The 18837-nt window shown below is 72.8% G+C and carries 19 protein-coding genes and 1 tRNA gene; 6 read left to right on the top strand and 14 right to left on the bottom strand.

Annotated features, from left to right (window positions below):
- Positions 1 to 145 precede the first annotated feature (145 nt).
- Together ACQP03_RS04750 and ACQP03_RS04745 are read left to right on the top strand one after the other, a co-directional pair.
- Positions 146 to 1075, top strand: a complete 930-nt coding sequence (locus tag ACQP03_RS04750) for a ribonuclease Z (protein WP_357174934.1) — start codon at positions 146 to 148, stop codon at positions 1073 to 1075.
- The gene (locus ACQP03_RS04745; protein ID WP_357397661.1) at positions 1072 to 1581 is read left to right on the top strand and encodes a GNAT family N-acetyltransferase; all 510 of its coding nucleotides are present in this window, start codon (positions 1072 to 1074) and stop codon (positions 1579 to 1581) included. The genes ACQP03_RS04750 and ACQP03_RS04745 overlap by 4 nt, the downstream gene beginning before the upstream one ends.
- A gap of 173 nt (positions 1582 to 1754) precedes the next feature.
- Here the strand turns inward: ACQP03_RS04745 and ACQP03_RS04740 are convergent, their stop codons facing one another.
- Positions 1755 to 3125: a cystathionine beta-synthase gene (locus ACQP03_RS04740; protein ID WP_357130075.1), complete on the bottom strand. Its 1371-nt coding sequence runs from the start codon at positions 3123 to 3125 to the stop codon at positions 1755 to 1757.
- 72 nt (positions 3126 to 3197) lie between these two features.
- Positions 3198 to 3554, bottom strand: a complete 357-nt coding sequence (locus ACQP03_RS04735) for a YkvA family protein (RefSeq protein WP_355048830.1) — start codon at positions 3552 to 3554, stop codon at positions 3198 to 3200.
- A gap of 150 nt (positions 3555 to 3704) precedes the next feature.
- Here ACQP03_RS04735 and ACQP03_RS04730 point away from each other — a divergent pair, with 150 nt between their 5' ends.
- From ACQP03_RS04730 to ACQP03_RS04720, 3 genes are all read left to right on the top strand, one after another.
- The gene (locus ACQP03_RS04730) at positions 3705 to 4754 is read left to right on the top strand and encodes an SGNH/GDSL hydrolase family protein (protein WP_357130078.1); all 1050 of its coding nucleotides are present in this window, start codon (positions 3705 to 3707) and stop codon (positions 4752 to 4754) included.
- A 20-nt stretch (positions 4755 to 4774) separates the two neighbouring features.
- A complete protein-coding gene (locus tag ACQP03_RS04725; protein WP_433461132.1) occupies positions 4775 to 5563 on the top strand; it encodes an SGNH/GDSL hydrolase family protein in 789 nt (262 codons plus the stop codon).
- A gap of 78 nt (positions 5564 to 5641) precedes the next feature.
- Positions 5642 to 6904, top strand: coding sequence for an acetyl-CoA C-acetyltransferase (locus tag ACQP03_RS04720; protein WP_357174943.1), 1263 nt, complete (start codon positions 5642 to 5644; stop codon positions 6902 to 6904).
- A 97-nt stretch (positions 6905 to 7001) separates the two neighbouring features.
- On the opposite strand, the gene ACQP03_RS04715 is transcribed toward ACQP03_RS04720, so the two are convergent.
- From ACQP03_RS04715 to ACQP03_RS04700, 4 genes are all read right to left on the bottom strand, one after another.
- Complete coding sequence (locus ACQP03_RS04715; RefSeq protein ID WP_357130087.1) at positions 7002 to 7322, bottom strand: hypothetical protein; 321 nt, start codon at positions 7320 to 7322, stop codon at positions 7002 to 7004.
- A 124-nt stretch (positions 7323 to 7446) separates the two neighbouring features.
- Positions 7447 to 8205 carry a Bax inhibitor-1/YccA family protein gene (locus ACQP03_RS04710; RefSeq protein ID WP_357174946.1) on the bottom strand — a complete coding sequence of 253 codons (759 nt, stop codon included), beginning with the start codon at positions 8203 to 8205 and terminating at the stop codon, positions 7447 to 7449.
- 136 nt (positions 8206 to 8341) lie between these two features.
- Complete coding sequence (locus ACQP03_RS04705; RefSeq protein ID WP_357130093.1) at positions 8342 to 9157, bottom strand: Bax inhibitor-1/YccA family protein; 816 nt, start codon at positions 9155 to 9157, stop codon at positions 8342 to 8344.
- A 107-nt stretch (positions 9158 to 9264) separates the two neighbouring features.
- A tRNA-Leu gene (locus ACQP03_RS04700) sits at positions 9265 to 9348 on the bottom strand.
- Positions 9349 to 9449: 101 nt separating this feature from the next.
- Here ACQP03_RS04700 and ACQP03_RS04695 point away from each other — a divergent pair.
- On the top strand, positions 9450 to 11291 hold the full coding sequence (locus ACQP03_RS04695; RefSeq protein ID WP_363660155.1) for a hypothetical protein: 1842 nt from the start codon (positions 9450 to 9452) through the stop codon (positions 11289 to 11291).
- 111 nt (positions 11292 to 11402) lie between these two features.
- On the opposite strand, the gene ACQP03_RS04690 is transcribed toward ACQP03_RS04695, so the two are convergent.
- The 8 genes from ACQP03_RS04690 to ACQP03_RS04655 form a co-directional block, all read right to left on the bottom strand.
- A complete protein-coding gene (locus tag ACQP03_RS04690; protein ID WP_357130099.1) occupies positions 11403 to 12734 on the bottom strand; it encodes an NAD(P)/FAD-dependent oxidoreductase in 1332 nt (443 codons plus the stop codon).
- Positions 12735 to 12837: 103 nt separating this feature from the next.
- Positions 12838 to 13398, bottom strand: a complete 561-nt coding sequence (locus tag ACQP03_RS04685; protein ID WP_357130410.1) for a hypothetical protein — start codon at positions 13396 to 13398, stop codon at positions 12838 to 12840.
- A 173-nt stretch (positions 13399 to 13571) separates the two neighbouring features.
- Positions 13572 to 15002: a DUF58 domain-containing protein gene (locus tag ACQP03_RS04680; RefSeq protein WP_357130102.1), complete on the bottom strand. Its 1431-nt coding sequence runs from the start codon at positions 15000 to 15002 to the stop codon at positions 13572 to 13574.
- Positions 15002 to 16009, bottom strand: coding sequence for an AAA family ATPase (locus ACQP03_RS04675; RefSeq protein ID WP_355048839.1), 1008 nt, complete (start codon positions 16007 to 16009; stop codon positions 15002 to 15004). Before ACQP03_RS04675 ends, ACQP03_RS04680 begins: the two co-directional genes overlap by 1 nt.
- Positions 16009 to 16593: a hypothetical protein gene (locus ACQP03_RS04670; RefSeq protein ID WP_357130105.1), complete on the bottom strand. Its 585-nt coding sequence runs from the start codon at positions 16591 to 16593 to the stop codon at positions 16009 to 16011. The genes ACQP03_RS04675 and ACQP03_RS04670 overlap by 1 nt, the downstream gene beginning before the upstream one ends.
- A complete protein-coding gene (locus ACQP03_RS04665; protein WP_357130108.1) occupies positions 16590 to 17393 on the bottom strand; it encodes a DUF4129 domain-containing protein in 804 nt (267 codons plus the stop codon). Before ACQP03_RS04665 ends, ACQP03_RS04670 begins: the two co-directional genes overlap by 4 nt.
- Before the next feature lie 20 nt (positions 17394 to 17413).
- Positions 17414 to 18154, bottom strand: a complete 741-nt coding sequence (locus ACQP03_RS04660; RefSeq protein ID WP_357130111.1) for a uracil-DNA glycosylase — start codon at positions 18152 to 18154, stop codon at positions 17414 to 17416.
- Positions 18147 to 18830 (bottom strand): dienelactone hydrolase family protein, encoded by a 684-nt coding sequence (locus ACQP03_RS04655; RefSeq protein ID WP_357174952.1) that lies wholly within the window; start codon positions 18828 to 18830, stop codon positions 18147 to 18149. Before ACQP03_RS04655 ends, ACQP03_RS04660 begins: the two co-directional genes overlap by 8 nt.
- Positions 18831 to 18837 lie beyond the last annotated feature (7 nt).

Here is an 18837-nt window from a genome sequence, read left to right as displayed (position 1 = left end):
CCAGTACGACCGTCGAGACCGTGTGGCAGCGGTGCGGCGAAAACCACGACAGCCACCCGACCCCCGGGGTGCCGGCTTAGTCCAGCCGGCCCACGCGACAGCGTGGAGCGCCCCGGGGGTCGCTTCATCTCGGTGGGAGATCAGCGTGTCGATGCGCGAGCTGGTGATTCTCGGGACGGCCAGCCAGACCCCCACCCGGCAGCGCAACCACAACGGTTACGTGCTGCGCTGGGACGACGAGGTGATCCTCTTCGACCCGGGCGAGGGCAGTCAGCGCCAACTCCTGCACACCACCGTCACCGCCAGCGACCTGACCCGGATCTGCGTCACGCACTTCCACGGCGACCACTGCCTCGGTCTGCCCGGCACGATCCAGCGGCTCTCACTGGACCGGGTCCCGCACCCGGTCGCCGTGCACTTCCCGGCCGGCGGCGCCGAGTACTTCGCCCGGCTGCGGCACGCCACCTCCTTCTACGAGAGCGCCGAGCTGGCGGTAACGCCGATCGAGACCGACGGGCAGCGGATCGCCCTGCGCTGCGGGACGCTGGAGGCCCGCCGGCTGCGACACCCCATCGAGACGTACGGCTATCGGCTCGTCGAGCCGGACGGCTGCCGGATGCTGCCGGAGAAGCTGGCCGCGTACGGCATCGCCGGCCCGGCCGTCGGCGAGCTGATCCGCGTCGGCCACCTGGACCTCGACGGGCGTCGCGTCACCCGGGACGAGGTGAGCGAGCCCCGACCGGGGCAGCGATTCGCCTTCGTGATGGACACCGGCCTCTGCGACGGCGTGTACGCCCTGGCCGAGCACGCCGACCTGCTGGTCATCGAGTCGACGTTCCTGGAGTCGGAGGCCGCGCTGGCCGCCGAGGTCGGCCACCTGACCGCGGCCCAGGCCGCGCGGGTGGCGACCGAGTCGGGGGTACGCACGCTGGTGCTGACGCACTTCTCCCAGCGCTATCCCGACCCGCGCCGGTTCCATGACGAGGCTCGCGCGCACTTCGACGGCGATCTGGTTGTCGCCGAGGATCTGACCACCGTGCAGGTCCCGCCGCGCCGGGTAGCCTCGGCCGGGTGACTGTCACGCTCCGCCCCGCCACCGATCACGACCTGATGGGGGTCGGTGCCCTGCACCAACGGTCCCGGGTCGCCGCGTACTCCTCGTTCCTGCCGGCCGAGGCGCTGGCCAAACCGACCGGGGAGGCGATGGGACGGTACTGGGTCGAGCGGTGGAGCTGGGAGCGTGACACCCACCGGCTGATCGTGGCGGAACGCGTCGGCGGGCTCGTCGGGTTCAGCTACCTGGGGCCGGACGACGAGGACGATCCGACGACCGGGCTGCTCAACGCGATCCACCTGGACCCGGCCGAGCAGGGGCGGGGCACCGGCCGCGCGTTGATGGTGGACGCGCTCGACGCCATGCGTGACCGCGGTTGGCGTCGCGCGGTGCTCTGGGTGCTGCGGGAGAACGCCCACGCCCGCGCGTTCTATGAGCGCGGCGGCTGGACCCCGACCGGGGCCGAACGCGAAGAGAAGATGGGCACGGCCCCCACAACCCAACTCCGCTACACCCGCGCCCTCTAACCCCTCCCCCTCCCCTCCCCGGCCCCACCTCCCCCGGCCCCCACCTCCCCCGTCGATCATGGACTTGTGGTGGGCAATTTAGGCATTGATGCCCCCTTTGCTCACCACCACAAGTCCATGATCGACGCGGTGGGGTGGGGTGGGTGCGGTGGGTGGGTGGGTGGGGTGGGCGGTTAGTGGGCGCCCAGGTGGGACAGGAGGTCCTGGCGGGTCAGGACGCCCTTGGGCTTGCCGTCGACCAGGACCAGGGCGGCGTCGGACTTCTCCAGCAGGCCCACGGCCTCGCTGACCGGCTGGCCGCCACCGATCATCGGCAGCGGGTCACCCATGTGCCGCTCGATGGTGTCGTGCAGGTGAGCCTGGCCGGTGAACAGCGCGTCGAGCAGGTCCCGCTCGGCGATCGAGCCGGCGACCTCGCCGGTCACGACGGGCGGCTCGGCCTTGAGCACCGGCAACTGCGAGACACCGTACTCACGCATGTAGTCGATCGCGTCGCGGACCGTCTCGGTCGGGTGCACGTGCACCAACTCGGGCAGCCCGCCCGGCTTGCTGGCCAGCGCGTCGGCCACAGTGGGCTCGGCGCCGGAGTTGTCGAGGAAGCCGTACCGGGCCATCCACGAGTCGTTGAAGATCTTCGAAAGGTAGCCCCGGCCGCCATCGGGCAGCAGCACCACCACGACGTCGTCCGGGGCAGCCCTGCGCGCCACCTCCAGCGCGGCCACCACTGCCATCCCGCAGGAGCCGCCGACCAGCAGCCCCTCCTCGCGGGCCAGCCGCCGGGTCATCTCGAACGACGCCTTGTCGGACACCTCGATGATCTCATCGGCGACGCCCCGGTCGTACGTCTCGGGCCAGAAGTCCTCGCCGACGCCCTCCACCAGGTACGGCCGGCCGGTGCCGCCGGAGTAGACCGAACCCTCCGGGTCGGCGCCCACGATCTTCACCCGGCCGTCGGAGGCCTCCTTGAGGTACCGGCCGATGCCGGAGATCGTGCCGCCGGTGCCGACGCCCGCCACGAAGTGGGTGAGCCCGCCCTCGGTCTGCTTCCACAGCTCCGGGCCGGTGGTCTCGTAGTGCGAGCGCGGGTTCGCCGGGTTGCTGTACTGGTCGGGCTTCCACGCGCCGGGAATCTCGCGGGTCAGTCGGTCCGAGACGTTGTAGTACGAGCGCGGGTCCTCCGGGGCGACCGCCGTCGGGCAGACCACCACCTCGGCGCCGTACGCCCGCAGCACGTCCTGCTTGTCCTGGCTGACCTTGTCGGGGCAGACGAAGACGCACCGGTAGCCCTTGAGCTGCGCCACCAGGGCCAACCCGACGCCGGTGTTGCCGCTGGTCGGCTCGACGATGGTGCCGCCGGGCTTGAGCAGACCGGCCGCCTCGGCGTCCTCGACCATGCGCAGCGCGATGCGGTCCTTCACCGAGCCGCCCGGGTTGACGTACTCCACCTTGGCGAGCACGGTGGCCTGGATGCCCTCGGTGACGCTCCGCAGGCGGACCAGCGGAGTGTTGCCGATCATGTCGACGACGTTGTCGTAGTACTGCACGGTGTGCCCTTCGTTGCGGCGCCGGCGACGGCGGCCGGGCAGACGTATCCTCGCCGCCCAGCGTACGTGCCGTCAGTGCACCAGACCCCCGGGGATGACCGAGCTGCGCCGGGCCTCCCACTCCAGGAAGCGGTCGGTCTCGGAGAGCACGCTGCCCGCCAGCCAGGTGACCATGACGGCGTCGTCGGCCAGCCCGAAGATCGCCAGCGGGATCTCGGGCAGGAAGTCGATGGGCGAGACGATGTACGCCGTGGCCGCCGTCATGAGGGCCAGCCGGAGGCCACCGTCGTACTCGCCCCTGGTGGTGGCCCGGATCATCCGGGGCAGCGCCGCCAGCCGGGCCCCCAGCGACGGTCCGCCCCGCGCCCCCGCCATCAGTGCCCGCGCCAGGGCCGCGAACGCCGCGCTGCGCTTCAGTGTCTTCCCCATCGTCGCGCTCCTCTCCGCCGGATCAGCGTGGCGGGTCGGCGCAAGTCGGCCGGCCTCCACCGGACAGGTACCCCGTCGCGTCGGTTTCCAGGCATCCGCGAGCCGTGACGACGACAGCGGTGTGTCGGGCCGGCGCGATAATGTCGCCATATGGGGGTGGCTGGTTCTGTCGTACCCGTTGGTCCGCGCCGGCGGCAGGCCTGGCGGATCGCCCGACTGGCGGCGATCGGCACGGGCGCCACCGCGGCGGCCGCGATGGCGACCGGCGGCGTGCTGCTCGGCCAGGCCCGCCAGGCCCGGCGCACCATTCCGATGGCCGAGGCGCCCCCGCCGCGCTGCGACGGGATGTACGGCGCGAAGTTCCCCGGCCCCGCGCTCACCATGGTCGTGCTCGGTGACTCGTCGGCGGCCGGCTACGGGGTCCACCGCCGCCGGGAGACACCCGGAGCGCTGCTCGCCACCGGCCTCTCCCGGCGGCTGCACCGGCCGGTGCTGCTGCGCCGGTTCGCGGTGGTCGGGGCCATCTCCGCGGCCCTACGTCACCAGGTGGAGGCGGCGCTCGACTGCTCCCCGGACATCGCGGTGATCCTCATCGGCGGCAATGACATCACCAACCGCACCCCGCGCGGCCTGGCCGTGCGTTACCTGGTCGAGGCGGTCCGCTCGCTGCGCGCCGCCGGCTGCGAGGTGGTCGTCGGCACCTGCCCCGACCTCGGCGCGATCCGGCCGATCCAGCCACCGCTGCGCTGGCTGGCGCACCGGTGGAGTCGCCAGCTCGCCGCTGCGCAGACGGTGGCCGTGGTCGAGGCGGGCGGTTGGACGGTGTCCCTGGGCGACCTGCTCGGCCCGCGGTTCGCGGCCGAGCCGCTGCGGATGTTCGCCTGGGACCGGTTCCACCCCTCCGCCGAGGGGTACGCCATGGCCGCCGCCGCCCTGCTGCCGACGATGTTGTCCGCGCTCGGTGCGGGGCACGAACGACGGGTTACACCGGCGCGGGGCGAGGGCGTACGGTCGCTGCCAGAGGCCGCGCAGGAGGCGGCCCGGCACGCCGGCACCGAGGTCAGCGGCGCCCAGGTCCGGGGCCGCGACCGAGGGCCGGCCGGCCGGTGGGCGCAGCTGCGTCGCCGGGCGTTCTTCGGTGTGCACGCGGTGCCGCAGGCAGGCTCCGCGGACACCTCGACAGTGGAGGGACTGGCATGAACGAGCGCAGCGAGCGGGACGTGACCGCCGGCTTCCCCGGCCGGCTGGGTCGGGCGGCGGCGCTCTCGCTGCTGGCCGGCACGGTGGGCGGCGCCGCCGTCCTGGCCGGCGAAGCGTTCGTCGCGCGCCACCGGCGCTACGCCCAGCCGGAGCTGGGGCTGGCGCTGCGCGCCACGATCGGCCGGGCCGAAGCCGCACCGCTGCGCCTGGTGCTGCTCGGTGACTCGTCGGCACTGGGTGTCGGCGTCGACCGCCTCGAGGACACCATCGGCGGGCAGTTGGCCAACCTCCTCGCCGAGGGGCCGTCCGGCCGTCGGGTGCACCTGTCCAGCGTCGGCGTCTCGGGGTCCCGCTCCACCGACCTGACCACCCAGGTCGCCCGGGCCCTGCTCGGCGAGCGACCCGACGTGGCGCTGATCCTGATCGGCGCGAACGACGCCACCGGGCTGCGCCGGCCCGGCGACGCGTCCGCGTACCTGGGGGCGGCGGTGCACCGGCTGCGGGAGGCACGCGTCGAGGTGGTGGTGGGCACCTGCCCCGACCTCGGGGCCGTACGCGCCATCGCGCCGCCGCTGCGTCAGCTCGTCGGCTGGTCCGGTCGGCGGATGGCCCGCGCGCAGACCACGGCGGCGCTGGAGGCGGGCGGGACGGTGGTCGACCTGGCCACCGAGACCGGTCCGGTGTTCCGAGCCGACGCGGGCACGCTGTGCCACGACGGTTTCCACCCGTCGGCCGACGGCTACCGGGTGTGGGCGCACGCCCTGCTACCGGCCGTCGTGGCCGCCGCGGCGGTCGCCTCCCGGCGGTGACGCACGCCCGGCGAGGGTGACATTTCCCGCCGCCCTCGCTTCTTCCGCGCCATGTTACCGGCGGGTTAACGTTGGCCCATGCCGATTGAGTCGCCCCGCGATGCCGTCATCGTCGCTACCGCCCGCTCCCCCATCGGCCGGGCCCACAAGGGGTCCCTGCGCGATGTCCGCTCCGACGACCTCGCCGCGACCATCGTCCGGGCCGCCCTGGACAAGATCCCCCAGCTCGACGCGAGCACCATCGACGACATCTACCTCGGGTGCGGCCTGCCCGGCGGTGAACAGGGCTTCAACATGGCCCGGGTGGTGGCCACCCTGCTCGGCCTGGACACCGTGCCCGGCGCGACGCTGACCCGCTACTGCGCCTCGTCGTTGCAGACCACCCGGATGGCCCTGCACGCGATCCGCGCCGGCGAGGGCGACGTGTTCGTCTCCGCCGGGGTCGAGATGGTCTCCCGGTACGCGCGCGGCAGCTCCGACGGTCTGCCGCCGGAGGCGCAGGCGCTGGTCGGCGGCGGCTGGGAGAACCCGCGCTTCGCGTCCGCGGCCGAGCGCTCGAAGCGCCGCGCCCAGGGCGGTGCCGAGGTGTGGACCGACCCGCGCGACAGCGGCGACCTGCCGGACATCTACCTGACCATGGGGCAGACCGCGGAAAACCTGGCCCAGGTGTACGACGTGACCCGCGCCGACATGGACGAGTTCGGGGTACGCAGCCAGAACCTCGCCGAGAAGGCCATCGCGGACGGCTTCTGGGCCCGGGAGATCACCCCGGTCACCACGCCGGACGGCACTGTGGTGAGCACCGACGACGGTCCCCGACCCGGCGTCACCCTCGACGCGGTCGCCGGGCTGAAGCCGGTGTTCCGCCCCGACGGCCGGATCACCGCGGGCAACTGCTGTCCCCTCAACGACGGGGCCGCCGCCGTCGTGGTGATGAGCGCCCAGCGGGCCGAGGAGCTGGGCGTGACCCCGCTGGCCCGGATCGTCTCCACCGGCGTCACCGCGCTGTCGCCGGAGATCATGGGCCTCGGGCCGGTTGAGGCGTCCCGGCAGGCGCTGCGCCGGGCGGGCATGACCATCGACGACGTCGACCTGGTCGAGATCAACGAGGCGTTCGCCGCTCAGGTCATCCCCTCCTACCGCCAGTTGGGCATCCCGGAGGAGAAGCTGAACGTGATGGGCGGCGCGATCGCCGTCGGGCACCCGTTCGGCATGACCGGCGCCCGAATCACCGGCACCCTGCTCAACGCCCTCGAATGGCACGACAAGACGATCGGTCTGGAGACCATGTGCGTCGGTGGCGGCCAGGGCATGGCCATGGTGCTCGAGCGGCTCAGCTGACGGATTGAGCGCGCCGGGCGCCCGGCTGCGGGCTGCCCGGGGGCAGCCGGCGAGCCGCATTGGGTCGCCGGGCGCGCGGCACCGGGCGCGCCGCTACTCACAGCGCGTTGCGGGTCGCCGTCACCTCGGCGGCGGCCCGCGTCAGCACCTCGGCGTCGGCCCCGGCGGCGAGCAGGTCGGCCGTCACCACCCGCAGTTGGTCGGGCAGGGCCAGGTCGTTGTCGAGCCGGGGCACGGTTCGCCGTGGTTGCCCCTCGGCGTCGGCCGCGAGGTTGGCGACCTCCTGCACCAGACGGTGCACCAGGTCGGCGCGGGGCACGTTGCCGGTGGTCGCGGTCGCGGCCCAGCGCGGCTGTTCCCAGTGCCCGACCTGGCCGACCAGCAACCGCACGGCCTGCTCCAACTCCGCTACGCTCACCGCGCCGAGTCTACGGTCGACCCACGCCGCACAACCGGCCGGAGCAGCCGAGATCAACTCGACTTTCTGGAAACCGGGGCATCCCCGCGCCCCGGACACCCCGACATTCGGTAAAGCGAGTCGATCAGCGGCGCAGGTAGCTGAGCAACCGCAGCAACTGCCAGTAGAGGAACACCAGGCCGGTCAGCAGACCGAACGCGCTCAGCCACGCGTACCGGCGCGGTCGGCCGTCGCGCACCGACCGCTCGACCAGGTCGAAGTCGAGGATGAAGCTGAACGCGCCCGCGATGATCGCCACCACCGAGAAGGCGTACGGCAGCCAGCCGACCTCCCCGCTGACGCTGTAGACCGCCAACCCCGACCGGCCGGAGATCAGGTACGACACGAGGTTGACCACGCTCAGCACGGCGATGCCGAGCAGCGTGCCGATCACCAGCCGGGCCAGTCGGGGGGTCGCGCGGATCACCCGGGCCCGGTACAGCGCGGCCATGCCGAGGAACACACCGAAGGTGCCGGCCACCGCCTGCACGACGATCCCCGGGTAGACCTGTTCGAAGGCCCGGCTGGCCACCCCGAGCAGCAGCCCCTGGAGCAGCGCGTAGCCGATGATCGGCACCGGATTGGTGATCCCCCGCAGCGAGATGACCAGGACCAGCACGATCGAGGCCAGGGCGGTGCCGGCCAGGGCCGCGCCCAACCACACCGCGTCGGGCACCACCGCCCAGGACACCGCGGCGGTCGCGCCGGTGAGCAGGAGCAATCCGACGGTACGCACCACGACGTCGTCGACCGTCATCGGCTCGACGTCGCGGGAGCTGACCACCCGGGACTCCAACCGGCCGGTCTCGTCCAGCCGGTTGAGCACCGGGTTGTCGCTGCGCACCGTCGCCTCCTTCGCCCGTACCCCAGGAGATTCACTCTCCCCCGGACGGCCCGGCGGTGGCGGCGAAACGGCGCGGACGACGGCGCCCGCCCCCACGGGAAGCGGGAGCGGGCGCCGGTCAGCGGTGCGGACGAGGTCAGTCGTCGCCCTGGAAGTAGCTCAGCAGGCGCAGGATCTCGATGTAGAGCCAGACCAGGCTGACCAGGATGCCGAACGCGGCCACCCAGGAGTAGCGCTGGGGCAGGCCCATCCGGACGCCGTCCTCGATCTCCTTGAAGCTGAGCACGAAGCTCAGCGACGCGACCACGATGCAGACGAGGCTGAAGCCGATCGCGAGCGGGCTGCCGTCCCGCAGCCCGGTGTTGACGCCGAACAGCGCCAGCACCAGGTTGATCAGCATCACCGCGGCGAGGCCGATGATGGCCGTCGACACGATCTTCACGAACATCGGGGTGGCCCGGATGATCTTCGCCTTGTAGACCATCGTCATCACGAAGAAGATGCCGAAGCTCGCCACGGCGGCCTGAAGCACGATGCCGTCGTAGAAGGTCTCGAACGCCTTGCTGACCATGCCGACGAAGACGCCCTCGACCACCGCGTACGCGATGACCAGCGCCGGGTTGGCCATCCGGGAGAACGAGATGATCAAGCCCAGCACCAGGCCGACCACCGCCGCGCCGATCCAGGCGGCGCCGAGGAGCGAGTCGGGCACGAGCACCCAGGCGGCCGCAGCGGTGACGCCGAGGATGCCGAGCAGGGCGACCGTCTTGACGACCACGTCGTCGACGGTCATGGGCGCCACGGTGGGCGGTGCGGCCGGGTAGCCGGTCTGGGACGGGTACTGCTGCGGAATGCCGGGCTGTCCGTACGGCCCGGTCGGTGCGTACCCGGCGGAGCGCTCCCGCTCGGCCGCCTGGCCGAGCCGGGCGAGCACCGGGTTCGAGGTCTTCACTGTCTGGCCTCCCTCAGGGGGTCGTTTGCACGTGAACGTGCCCACCAAGAGTAAACTGCCCGACCCACTCCTGGTGATCACGAATGGGAACGCGAGGCCGTGCCGGATGGTGCCCGGGGCGGGGGTCGAACCCGCACGCCTTTCGGCAGCCGCTTTTAAGGCGGCCGTGTCTGCCGTTCCACCACCCGGGCGGGTGGCACCCGCGCGTCGACACGCACGGTGCAGTGTCACCGTAGCCGGTCGGCGGCGACCCGGCGTACCCCGCCGGCTTGGCCACATTAGGGTCGATGCCGTGAGCAGCGCAGCCCCCACGGCCCCCGACGCCGCCCCTGACCAGGCGGTCCGCCTCGCCGATCCGGCAGAGCGCGCGAGCCGGGCCGGACGGCTGCGCACGGCCGCCCGCCGCCACCGGACGGATCTACTGGTCGCCCTCGTGTGGGTGGCGCTGGCCGGCTGGCTGACCCACGGGCTGTGGCCCGACCCGGGCGGGCGCATGTTGGCGCTCAACCCCGAGGACCAGACGCTCTACGAATGGTTCCTGGCCGTCGACGCACGAGCGCTGCTCGGTGACTTCCACCTGCTCACCGACCGGCTCAACGCCCCGGACGGCGTCAACCTGATGGCCAACACCACGATCATCGCGCTCGGTGTGCTCTGCGCCCCGGTCACCCTGCTGTTCGGTGCGCCCACCTCCTTCGCGCTGCTCGCCGCCGCCAACCTGGCCGGCACCGCCCTCGCCTGGTACCTGCTGTTCCACCGGACGATGCGCGTCCGCCGGCTCGCCGCCGCGCTCGGCGGCGGTCTGTGCGGCTTCGGCCCCGGCATGGTCTCGCAGACCAACAGCCACCTGCACATGACGGCGCAGTGGCTGGTGCCGGTGATCGTCTGGCTGGTGGTACGGCTGCTGCGGGCGTCTGACCCCGGCGAGGGTCGTGGTCGGCCCACCGGCCCGGACCGACGGCAGATGATCAGCTCCGCAGCCGGGCTGGCGGTCGCCGTGACCGCACAGGTCTTCATCGGCGAGGAGGTGCTCTTCCTCAGCGCCGTCACGCTGCTGGTGATGGCGATCGCCTACGCCCTCGCGGACCGGAACCTCGCCCGGAGAGCGCTGCCCGGGTTCGCTGGCGGACTGGCGATCGCCGCCGGTCTGGCGATGCTGGTGCTCGGCTACCCGCTGTGGTTCCAGTTCGCCGGGCCGCAGGGTGTCGCCGACGGGATGTTCAGCCCGGCCTACTTCTCGGCCGACCTGAGCAGCTGGTGGGCGGTCTCACCGCTGTCGGTGGCCGGCAGCGACGAGGCGTCGCGACTCACCACCGGGCCGGCCGAGTACAACACCTTCCTCGGCTGGCCGCTGCTGCTCGTCACCGCCGTCTGCGCGATCTGGGCCGGGCGACGCCGGCTGATCCTGGCGTGTGTGGCGGCGGCCCTCGTGATGGGCGCCCTCTCGCTCGGCCCGGAGGTGGTGCTCGGCGGCACCCGCACCGCGCTGCCCGGCCCGTACGCCCTGCTTTCCGGCCTGCCGGTGGTGGACGGCGCGTTGCCGATGCGGTTCGGGCTGGCACTGCTGCCGATCGTCGCGACGGTGCTGGCCCTCGCCGTCGACCGGGCACTGGCCAGCACCGGGCGGGCGCGTCGGCTGGTGCCGCTCGCCGTCGTCGCGGCTCTCCTGCCGATCTTCCCGACCCCGCTGCCGACCGCCGGGCGGCCCGCCCTGCCGGAGTTCGTCACCGGCGGACACTGGCGGCAGTGCGTCGAGCCCGGTGGTGTGCTGGTCCCGGTGCCGCTGCCCACCCCCAAGGAGCCGTGGTCGATGCGCTGGGCGGCCGCCGCCAACGCCGGCTTCGGCCTGCCCGAGGGGTTCTTCATCGGCCCCTACGGGCGCGGTGGCACCGCCGCCATGGGCACCTTCAAGCAGCCCACCTCGGCCCTGCTGGCCGACGTCGCCCGCCGCGGCGACCAACCGGCCATCGGTGACGAGCAGCGCCGGCAGGCCGCGAAGGACGCGGACTTCTGGGGCGCATCCTGCGTGGCACTGACCGATGACGCCCCGCACGCCGACAGCCTACGGGCAACCCTGGAACAGTTATACGGCCCCGCCACCCGCATCGCCGACGCCTGGATCTGGCGAGTCTGACGCCGCCGCAGTGCGCCGACGCCGCCGAGGTGAGCCGATGCCGGCCGGGTGAAAGGAAGGGCCCCCTTCTATACCGGAAACGATAAGAAGGTGCCCTTCCTTACAGCTAAGTCAGACGCGCGGAGCGCCGACCGGCTGGGACGCCTCGACGAACTCCTCGCGCGGGTCGTGCAACTGGCCCAGCGCGACCACCTCACGCTTGAGGAAGAACGCCAGCGACCAGTCCACCACGACCCGGACCTTACGGTTGAACGAGGGGATCCGGCTCATGTGGTACGTCCGGTGCATGAACCAGGCCGGCCAACCCGTCATCTTGATGCCGTACACCTGGGCGACGCCCTTGTGCAGGCCGAGGCTGGCCACGCTGCCGGCGTGCTTGTGCTTGTAGTCGACCGGCTCGCGACCCCGGATCACCGCGACGATGTTGTCGGCCATCCGCGCCGCCTGACGCACCGCGTGCTGCGCGCTCGGCGAGCAGAAGTTGCCCGGCTCCTTGGTCAGGTCCGGCACGGCGGCGCAGTCACCCGCGCTCCACGCGCCCTCGATCACCCGGTCACCGTCGACCACCTGCAGGGTGGGGATGCAGGTGACCCGCCGACGATCGTCGCGCGGGAAGTCCGTCGCGTCCAGCATCGGCGACGGCTTCACGCCCGCCGTCCACACGATCGTGTCGGACCGGAAGCTGTCCCCGTCGGAGAGCTTCACGACCCCGTCGACACAGGACTCCAGGCGGGTGTCCAGCCGGATGTCCATGTTGCGCTTCGTGAGCTGCTGCACCGTGTAGGCGCCCATGTCCCGGTCGACCTCGGGGAGCACCCGCTGGGTCGCCTCGACGAGCACCCAGCGCATGTCCTCCGGCTTCAGCTCCGGGTAGTAGCGCAGGGCGTCCCGGGCCATGTCCTCCATCTCGGCGAGCGCCTCGATGCCGGCGTACCCACCGCCGACGAACGTGAAGGTCAACGCCGAACGGCGGACCTCCGCGTCCGGGGTCGCGGCCGCGATGTCCAGCCGGTCCAGCACGTGGTTGCGGAGGTAGATCGCCTCGCCGATGGTCTTGAACCCGATGCCCTGCTCGTGCAGGCCCGGAATCGGCAGCGTCCGGGACACCGACCCCGGGGCCACGATCACGTGGTCGTACGCGATCTCCCGGGCCGGGCCGGCGATCGGCTGCACGGTCGCCACCTTGCGGTCGTGCTCGACACGCGTCACGGTCCCCGCCACCACCGTGCACCGGCGCAGCTCGCGGCGCAGCGGCACCACGGCGTGCCGGGGGGAGATGTTCCCCGCCGCGGCCTCGGGGAGGAACGGCTGATAGGTCATGTGGGGCTGGGGGTCCACGACGATGACCTCAGCCTCACGGGAGCTGAGCTTCTTCGACAGGCGCAGGGCGGCGTAGAGACCGACGTGCCCGGCACCCACCACAAGGATCCGCTTCGGATTCACGTCATCTATCTTTCCCCGCCCTGCTCAGGTAATCCCGCTCGCGCCCCCCATCTGTGACGGAACACAACCCCTGTGACCTGCGTAACCCTGTTGCAACACCGGTTCACCTACGCCGCAGCAGCCAACCCAGCAACGCGGCGACACCCACCGCCACCAGCAGCCCGAGCACGGTGACCCACTGGTGACCGGTCTCGCCACCAAGACCCGCCACCCGCAACAGCAGCACCCCCAGCACGGCCGTACCCAGGAGCACCGCGGCCACCCGCGACAACCACCGGCTGATCAGTCCGGAGTCCACCACCCCGTCGTACGGCAGCAGTGCCGCCAGCGCGCACAGGGAGTGCCCCAGGTACAGCAGCGCGGCGACGGCGAGCAACCGCCACAACGCCACCGGCCGGCCGTACCCGTCGGTCGCGAGCAGCCAGCCACCCGCCATCACCAGCGCCGCGAACGTCGGCCACAACCGGCGCGGACCCACGGCCGGCAGTAGCGCGGCGACCGCCAGGAACAGCAGCGGCCGACCGGTCAACACCTCGCCGGGAAACGCCACCGCGAAACCGGCCAGCGTCGTGACGAAGATGGCGACCCGTACCAGCAGCGGTATGGCGCTGATCCGGGTCACGGCGTCCTGAGCGGCCCGAACCCGCTCCCCGATCGCGTTCACCATGCTCCTGTCGTTCGCGACTGCGGGGCTCGCAAACCCGGCTCACTCCTCGCGCTCACCGTGCTCCTGTCGTTCGCGACTGCGGGGCTCGCAAACCCGGCTCACTCCTCGCGCTCACCGTGCTCCTGTCGTTCGCGACTGCGGGGCTCGCAAACCCGGCTCACTCCTCGCGCTCACCGGGCACCCACCCTTGGGGCCGTCGCCAGCCGGGCCACGTCCCGCAACACCTGGTCCAGGCTGCCCGCGCCGGCCCAGCGCACCACGGGCACACCGTGCTCCCGGAGTTGCCCGATCATCGTCTCCCGGTCCAGTCGCCACAGGCGGTACGCCACCTCGGCCCACCCCCGGTCCTTCGGCGGAGTCAGGTCGGCCGGCAACGTGTCGACCGCCACCACGAAGCGGCCGGCGCGCGCCAGCCGTGCCAGCATCTGCGCCGACCGCTCGTCCAGCAGCGGGGTGAGGACCACCACCAACGCGTCCGAGGAGAGCAACTGCGGACCGAAGACCTGGTCGTATGGCTCGTGCTGGGCCGCCTCGGCGCGTACGTCGAGCAGCCATTCCAGCACCGTCAGGTACTGCCGGCGGCCGGCGCCGGGGCGCAGTCGGCGGGCGCCCGGCCCGTACTCGAGCAGCGACACCCGGTCGCCCCGGTGCAGGTAGTGCTCGGCGATCGCGGCGGTGGCCCGCACGGTGGTGTCCAGTACGGACGCGGCGCCGTCCACACCGCCGGAACGGCCCGCCTCGGCGAGCAGGTCGAGCAGTACCACCACCTCGGCGTCGCGGTCGGACAGCGTCGCCGCGACGTGCAACTGCCGGGCGCGCAGCGACACCCGCCAGTCGACGCGGCGGAGTCGGTCGCCCGGGGCGAAGACCCGCACTCCGGCCAGCTCACCGCCCTCTCCGGGACGGCGGGAGTGGTGCGCGCCCACCAGACCGGCGGCGCGGGGCATCGCCTCCACCGCCTCGAACGGCTCGGTACGCGGGTAGACCCGTACCCCGACCGGTTCGGTGATCACCGCCCGGGACACCAGCAGGCCACCCGCCGCGGCGACCCGCGCCCCGGCCGGGCCGACGGGGTGCCGACCCCACCGCAGAGCCCGCCCGGCCAGTTCCAGGTCCACCGCCGCGCCGCTGGGCACCGAGGTCACGAACGGCCGGTCGGCGGCCGAGCGTCCCCGGCCGGGGGCGGGCGAGGTGGCGGTGGCTGGCGGCGCGGCGACGGGTTCGACACCGGCGAAACCGGCACGGGCGATCCGCAGCCACGGCGAGACCCGCGACCGAACCACCACAAGGTCGTAGTCGACCGTGTCCGGGTTGCCGACACTCACCGCCGCCGCCACCTCACCGCCCTCGACCAGCGGTCCGTCCTCGGCACTGGTGATCCAGACCTGCGGCAGCGCGGTGGGCCGGCGACGCAGCGCGTACGCGGTACCCAGCGCGAGCGGCGCCGCCAGCACGACGAGGTCGACCCGTCCCAGCAGCACCCCCGCCACCAGCAACAGGCCGGCGAGCAGCACGGCGCGGCCGAGCGCGGGGGTGGGCGCCCAGCCGGCGCTCGACTCCGGCTCGGTGGATCGCGGCGCGGACGCGGTCGGACCGGTCATCAGTGCCGGGGCCCGCCGGCGGCGTAGCTGGGCAGGGCGCCGCTGGCCGGAGCCGGCGTCCCCTCCAACACCTCTCCGACCACGAACGCCGGGTCGACGCGGCGCAGCCACATCTCGGGGCGCAGGGTGATCCGGTGGGCGAGCGCGGGGGCGGCGACCGCCTTGACGTCCTCCGGCACCACGTAGTCCCGGCCGTCGAACACCGCGCGTACCCGGGACAGCAGCAGCAACGCCAACGAGCCACGCGGCGAGGCGCCGACCAGCACCGACGGGTGTTCCCGGGTGGCCGCCGTGAGCGCCACGATGTACCGGCCGATCGAGTCCTCCACCACCACGTCCTCCAGGGCGGCCTGCATGGCCCGCAGGGTGGCGGCGTCCACCACCGGTTTGATGTCCGCCTCCTCGCGGCGGCGGCCCATCCGACGGCGCAGCACCTCCCACTCCTCCTCCTGGTGGGGGTAGCCGAAGGAGACCCGCAGCAGGAACCGGTCGAGCTGCGCCTCGGGCAGCGGATAGGTGCCCTCGTACTCGATGGGGTTGGCGGTCGCCAGCACGTGGAACGGCTCGTCCAGTTTGTACGTGACGCCCTCGACCGAGACCTGCTTCTCCTGCATGGCCTCGAGCAGCGCGGACTGGGTCTTCGGCGGCGTCCGGTTGATCTCGTCGGCGAGGAGCAGGTTGGTGAAGACCGGCCCGGCCCGGAAGGTGAAGTCGCCGTTGCGCTGGTCGTAGAGGAAGGAGCCGGTGACGTCGGCGGGGAGCAGGTCGGGGGTGAACTGGAGGCGGCGGAAGTCCAGCCCGAGCGCCTGCGCGAAGGAGCGCGCGGTCAGCGTCTTGCCGAGGCCGGGCAGATCCTCCAGGAGCACGTGCCCACCCGCCAGGATGCCGGCGAGGACCAGTTCCAACGCGTCGCGCTTGCCGACCACGACGGTGCCGACCGCGTCCAGGACGGCCCGCGCCAGGCGACCGACCTCGGTGGCGGGCATGCTCCGGTCCACGTCGTTCATCAGATCTTCTCCAGTTCGGCGACGATCACCGCGAGATCGCGCGGCGACGGGGGGCGTCGGGGCGGGGTTTCCAGGAACGTCCACAGCCGGTCGCCCAGCAGGGCGCGGGCGCGGACCGGATCCGACTCACGGGTCACGGAGTGCTTCAGGCGAAGCCGCTCGTCGGCCAGTTCCGCGAGCCGGGGCAGGATCACCCCGGTGAAGCGTTCGGGTCGCGTGGTGGACCAGTCCAGCGGCAGTTCCCAGCCGTTGATCGCGGCGCGCAGCGCGTCCCGGGCACCCCAGTTCCAGGTGCCGTCGTCGTCCTGGGCGAGCCGGGTGCGGGACCTCGCCGCGGGTGGCGGTGCGAGCGCGGCGGCGACCCGGCGTACCGCGGACACGGCGAACACCCCGGCGATCAGGATCGCCAGGGAGATCTGCAGGCCGACCGCCCGCAGACCGACGACGAGGACGGCGACCAGGGCCGCGTTGCCGAGAAGGGCCCGGAACACCCGCCCGGCCCGGCCACCGGACCGCCCGTCGTCGTGCCTCGGCCGCTCCTCCTCGAAGGTGAGCAGGTCGTCGATGCTGGCGCTGCCACTCATGCCGGCACCTCGGGCGGGCCAGTCGTCACGATGGTGAGTTCGCCACGCAACCGCCGCAGCGCGGCACGGGCCTGGTCGCGGGTGCCCGCGCCGACCTCACGCGTGGCGTACCGGGCCTCGCGGTAGACGTGCGCGAACTCGGCCAGCACGTCGGCGCTGACGATCGCCGGGACACCTGTCGACTCGTCGCCCCGCAGCAACCGGGTGACCAGGTCGGTCGGTGTGTCGCCGAGATGCCGGGGCACACCGGCGGCGGAGGCGGCCTCCTCCAGACGTACCCAGCAGGCGATGACCGCGACCCGCGGATCGGTGGACTGGTCGTCCAGCTCCACCAGGCCGGCGTCCAGGGCGGCGACCACCTCGCGGGCCGTGCCCTCGGCCGTACGCCGGGCCCGCTGCGCCGGTAGGACCCGCGAGGTACGACGCAGCGCGCCACGCAGCAGGATCCAGGTCAGGTAGCCGAGCACCGCGAGGATCGCCAGCCCGAGCAGGGCCATCGCCACAGTCGCGATCCACTGCGGGATGTGCGCCTGGGTGGCCTCGCCGGCGTCCCTCGGTTCGACGGGGATCGACGGCGACGGCACGTCCGTCGGGTATTCCGGTACCCACGGCACGTTCGAGGCGGCCGGCGGGATCCGGCTCGCGCCGATCGACGAGTGGGCGGACGCGAGCGCGGCCGCCGCGAGCAGGGCCGCCACCACACCCACCGGCCACCAACGGCGCAGCAGGCCGAGCACCGGGCGGACCACACCCGATCCGGCGGGCGGCGACGGCGCGGGCGGGCGTGTTCCGGTCGTCATCGCCACCACCCCACGCGTCCTCAGTCCACTTCGGCCAGCTGCTTGGCCCGGCCGAAGACGTCGTCCAACATCCCCGGTGTCAGCCGCCCGGTGAAGGTGTTCTGCTGGCTGACGTGGTAGCAACCGAGCAACTCCGGCACGGCCGCGCCGGACCAGTGTGCCCCATGGCCGAACGCCGGTCGCGGGCTGGGCGGGCGCTGCCCGTACACGTGGCGGAGCACCGGCCACCACGCGGCCCAGGCGAACGCGCCCAGCGCGACCACGACGCGCAGGGTGGGTCGGATCAGCGTGACCTCACGGTGCAGCCAGGGCGCGCAGGTGTCCCGTTCGTCCGGGGTGGGCTTGTTGTCCGGCGGCGCGCAGCGGACGGCCGAGAAGATCCGGGTGTCCCGCAGGGTGAGCCCGTCGTCGGCGGCGACGCTGGTCGGCTGGTTGGCCAGGCCGGCCCGGTGCAGGGCCGCGAAGAGCACGTCGCCCGAGCGGTCGCCGGTGAAGATCCGGCCCGTGCGGTTGCCGCCGTGCGCGGCGGGCGCGAGGCCCAGGATGGCGATGCGCGCGTCGCCGGGCCCGAATCCGGGCACCGGCCGACCCCAGTACTCCTGGTCGCGGAAGGCCGCCCGCCGGGTGCGGGCCACCTCCTCCCGCCACCCGACCAGCCGGGGGCAGGCGAAACAGTCGCTGACCGCGGCGTCGAGATCGGCCAGGTCCGCCGCCCGCGCGGCACGGGCGACGACCTGATCGGGGGTACGGGACTCAGCCAAGCTTGGCCCGGAAGAGTTCGAGGGTGCGCGCCCACGCGCTGGAGGCGGCGCGCTGGTCGAACGCCTCCGGCCGGTCGTCGTCGAAGAACCCGTGCGAGGTGCCCGGGTAGTCGTAGAGCTGGCAGGTGCCGCCGGCCTCCTCGACGGCGCGACGAACGGCCTGCACACCCTCGTCGGTGGAGGTGCCGTCCTGATCGGAGCAGTGGACGATGGCCGCCTTGCCGGCGTAGTCGACCCAGTCGGAACGCATCGACTCCCCCGACAGGGCGGGATAGAAGCCCGCGGTGGCCACGATCCGCTCGGAGCGGGTCGCCGACTTGAGAGCCAGGCTGCCACCGGCGCCGAACCCGACCGCGCCGACCTTGCCGGTGACCTCGGGACGCCCGGCGAGGTAGTCGGCGGCGTCCGCGACGTCCTTCGCCGCCTCGGCCACTCGCGTCGCCAACTCGTGCTGCGCCTCGACCGCCTGGTTGGTCTCCGTGTCGTGCCGGAAGTTCGGGACGAGGGCGACGAAGCCGGCCTCGGCGAACCGGTCCGCGACCGACCGGATGTGCGGGACCAGGCCCCACGACTCCTGCAGGACGATGACGGCCGGGCTGGCCGTGCCGCTCGCGGGTATCGCGAGATACCCCTCGCTCGTGCCCCCGTTGCTGCGGTAGCTCACCATGTCGCCCATCGGCCGT

Source organism: Micromonospora sp. CA-248212 (assembly GCF_050948405.1).
Classification (GTDB): Bacteria; Actinomycetota; Actinomycetes; order Mycobacteriales; family Micromonosporaceae; genus Micromonospora.
This window is presented reverse-complemented; position numbering and strand designations above follow the sequence as displayed.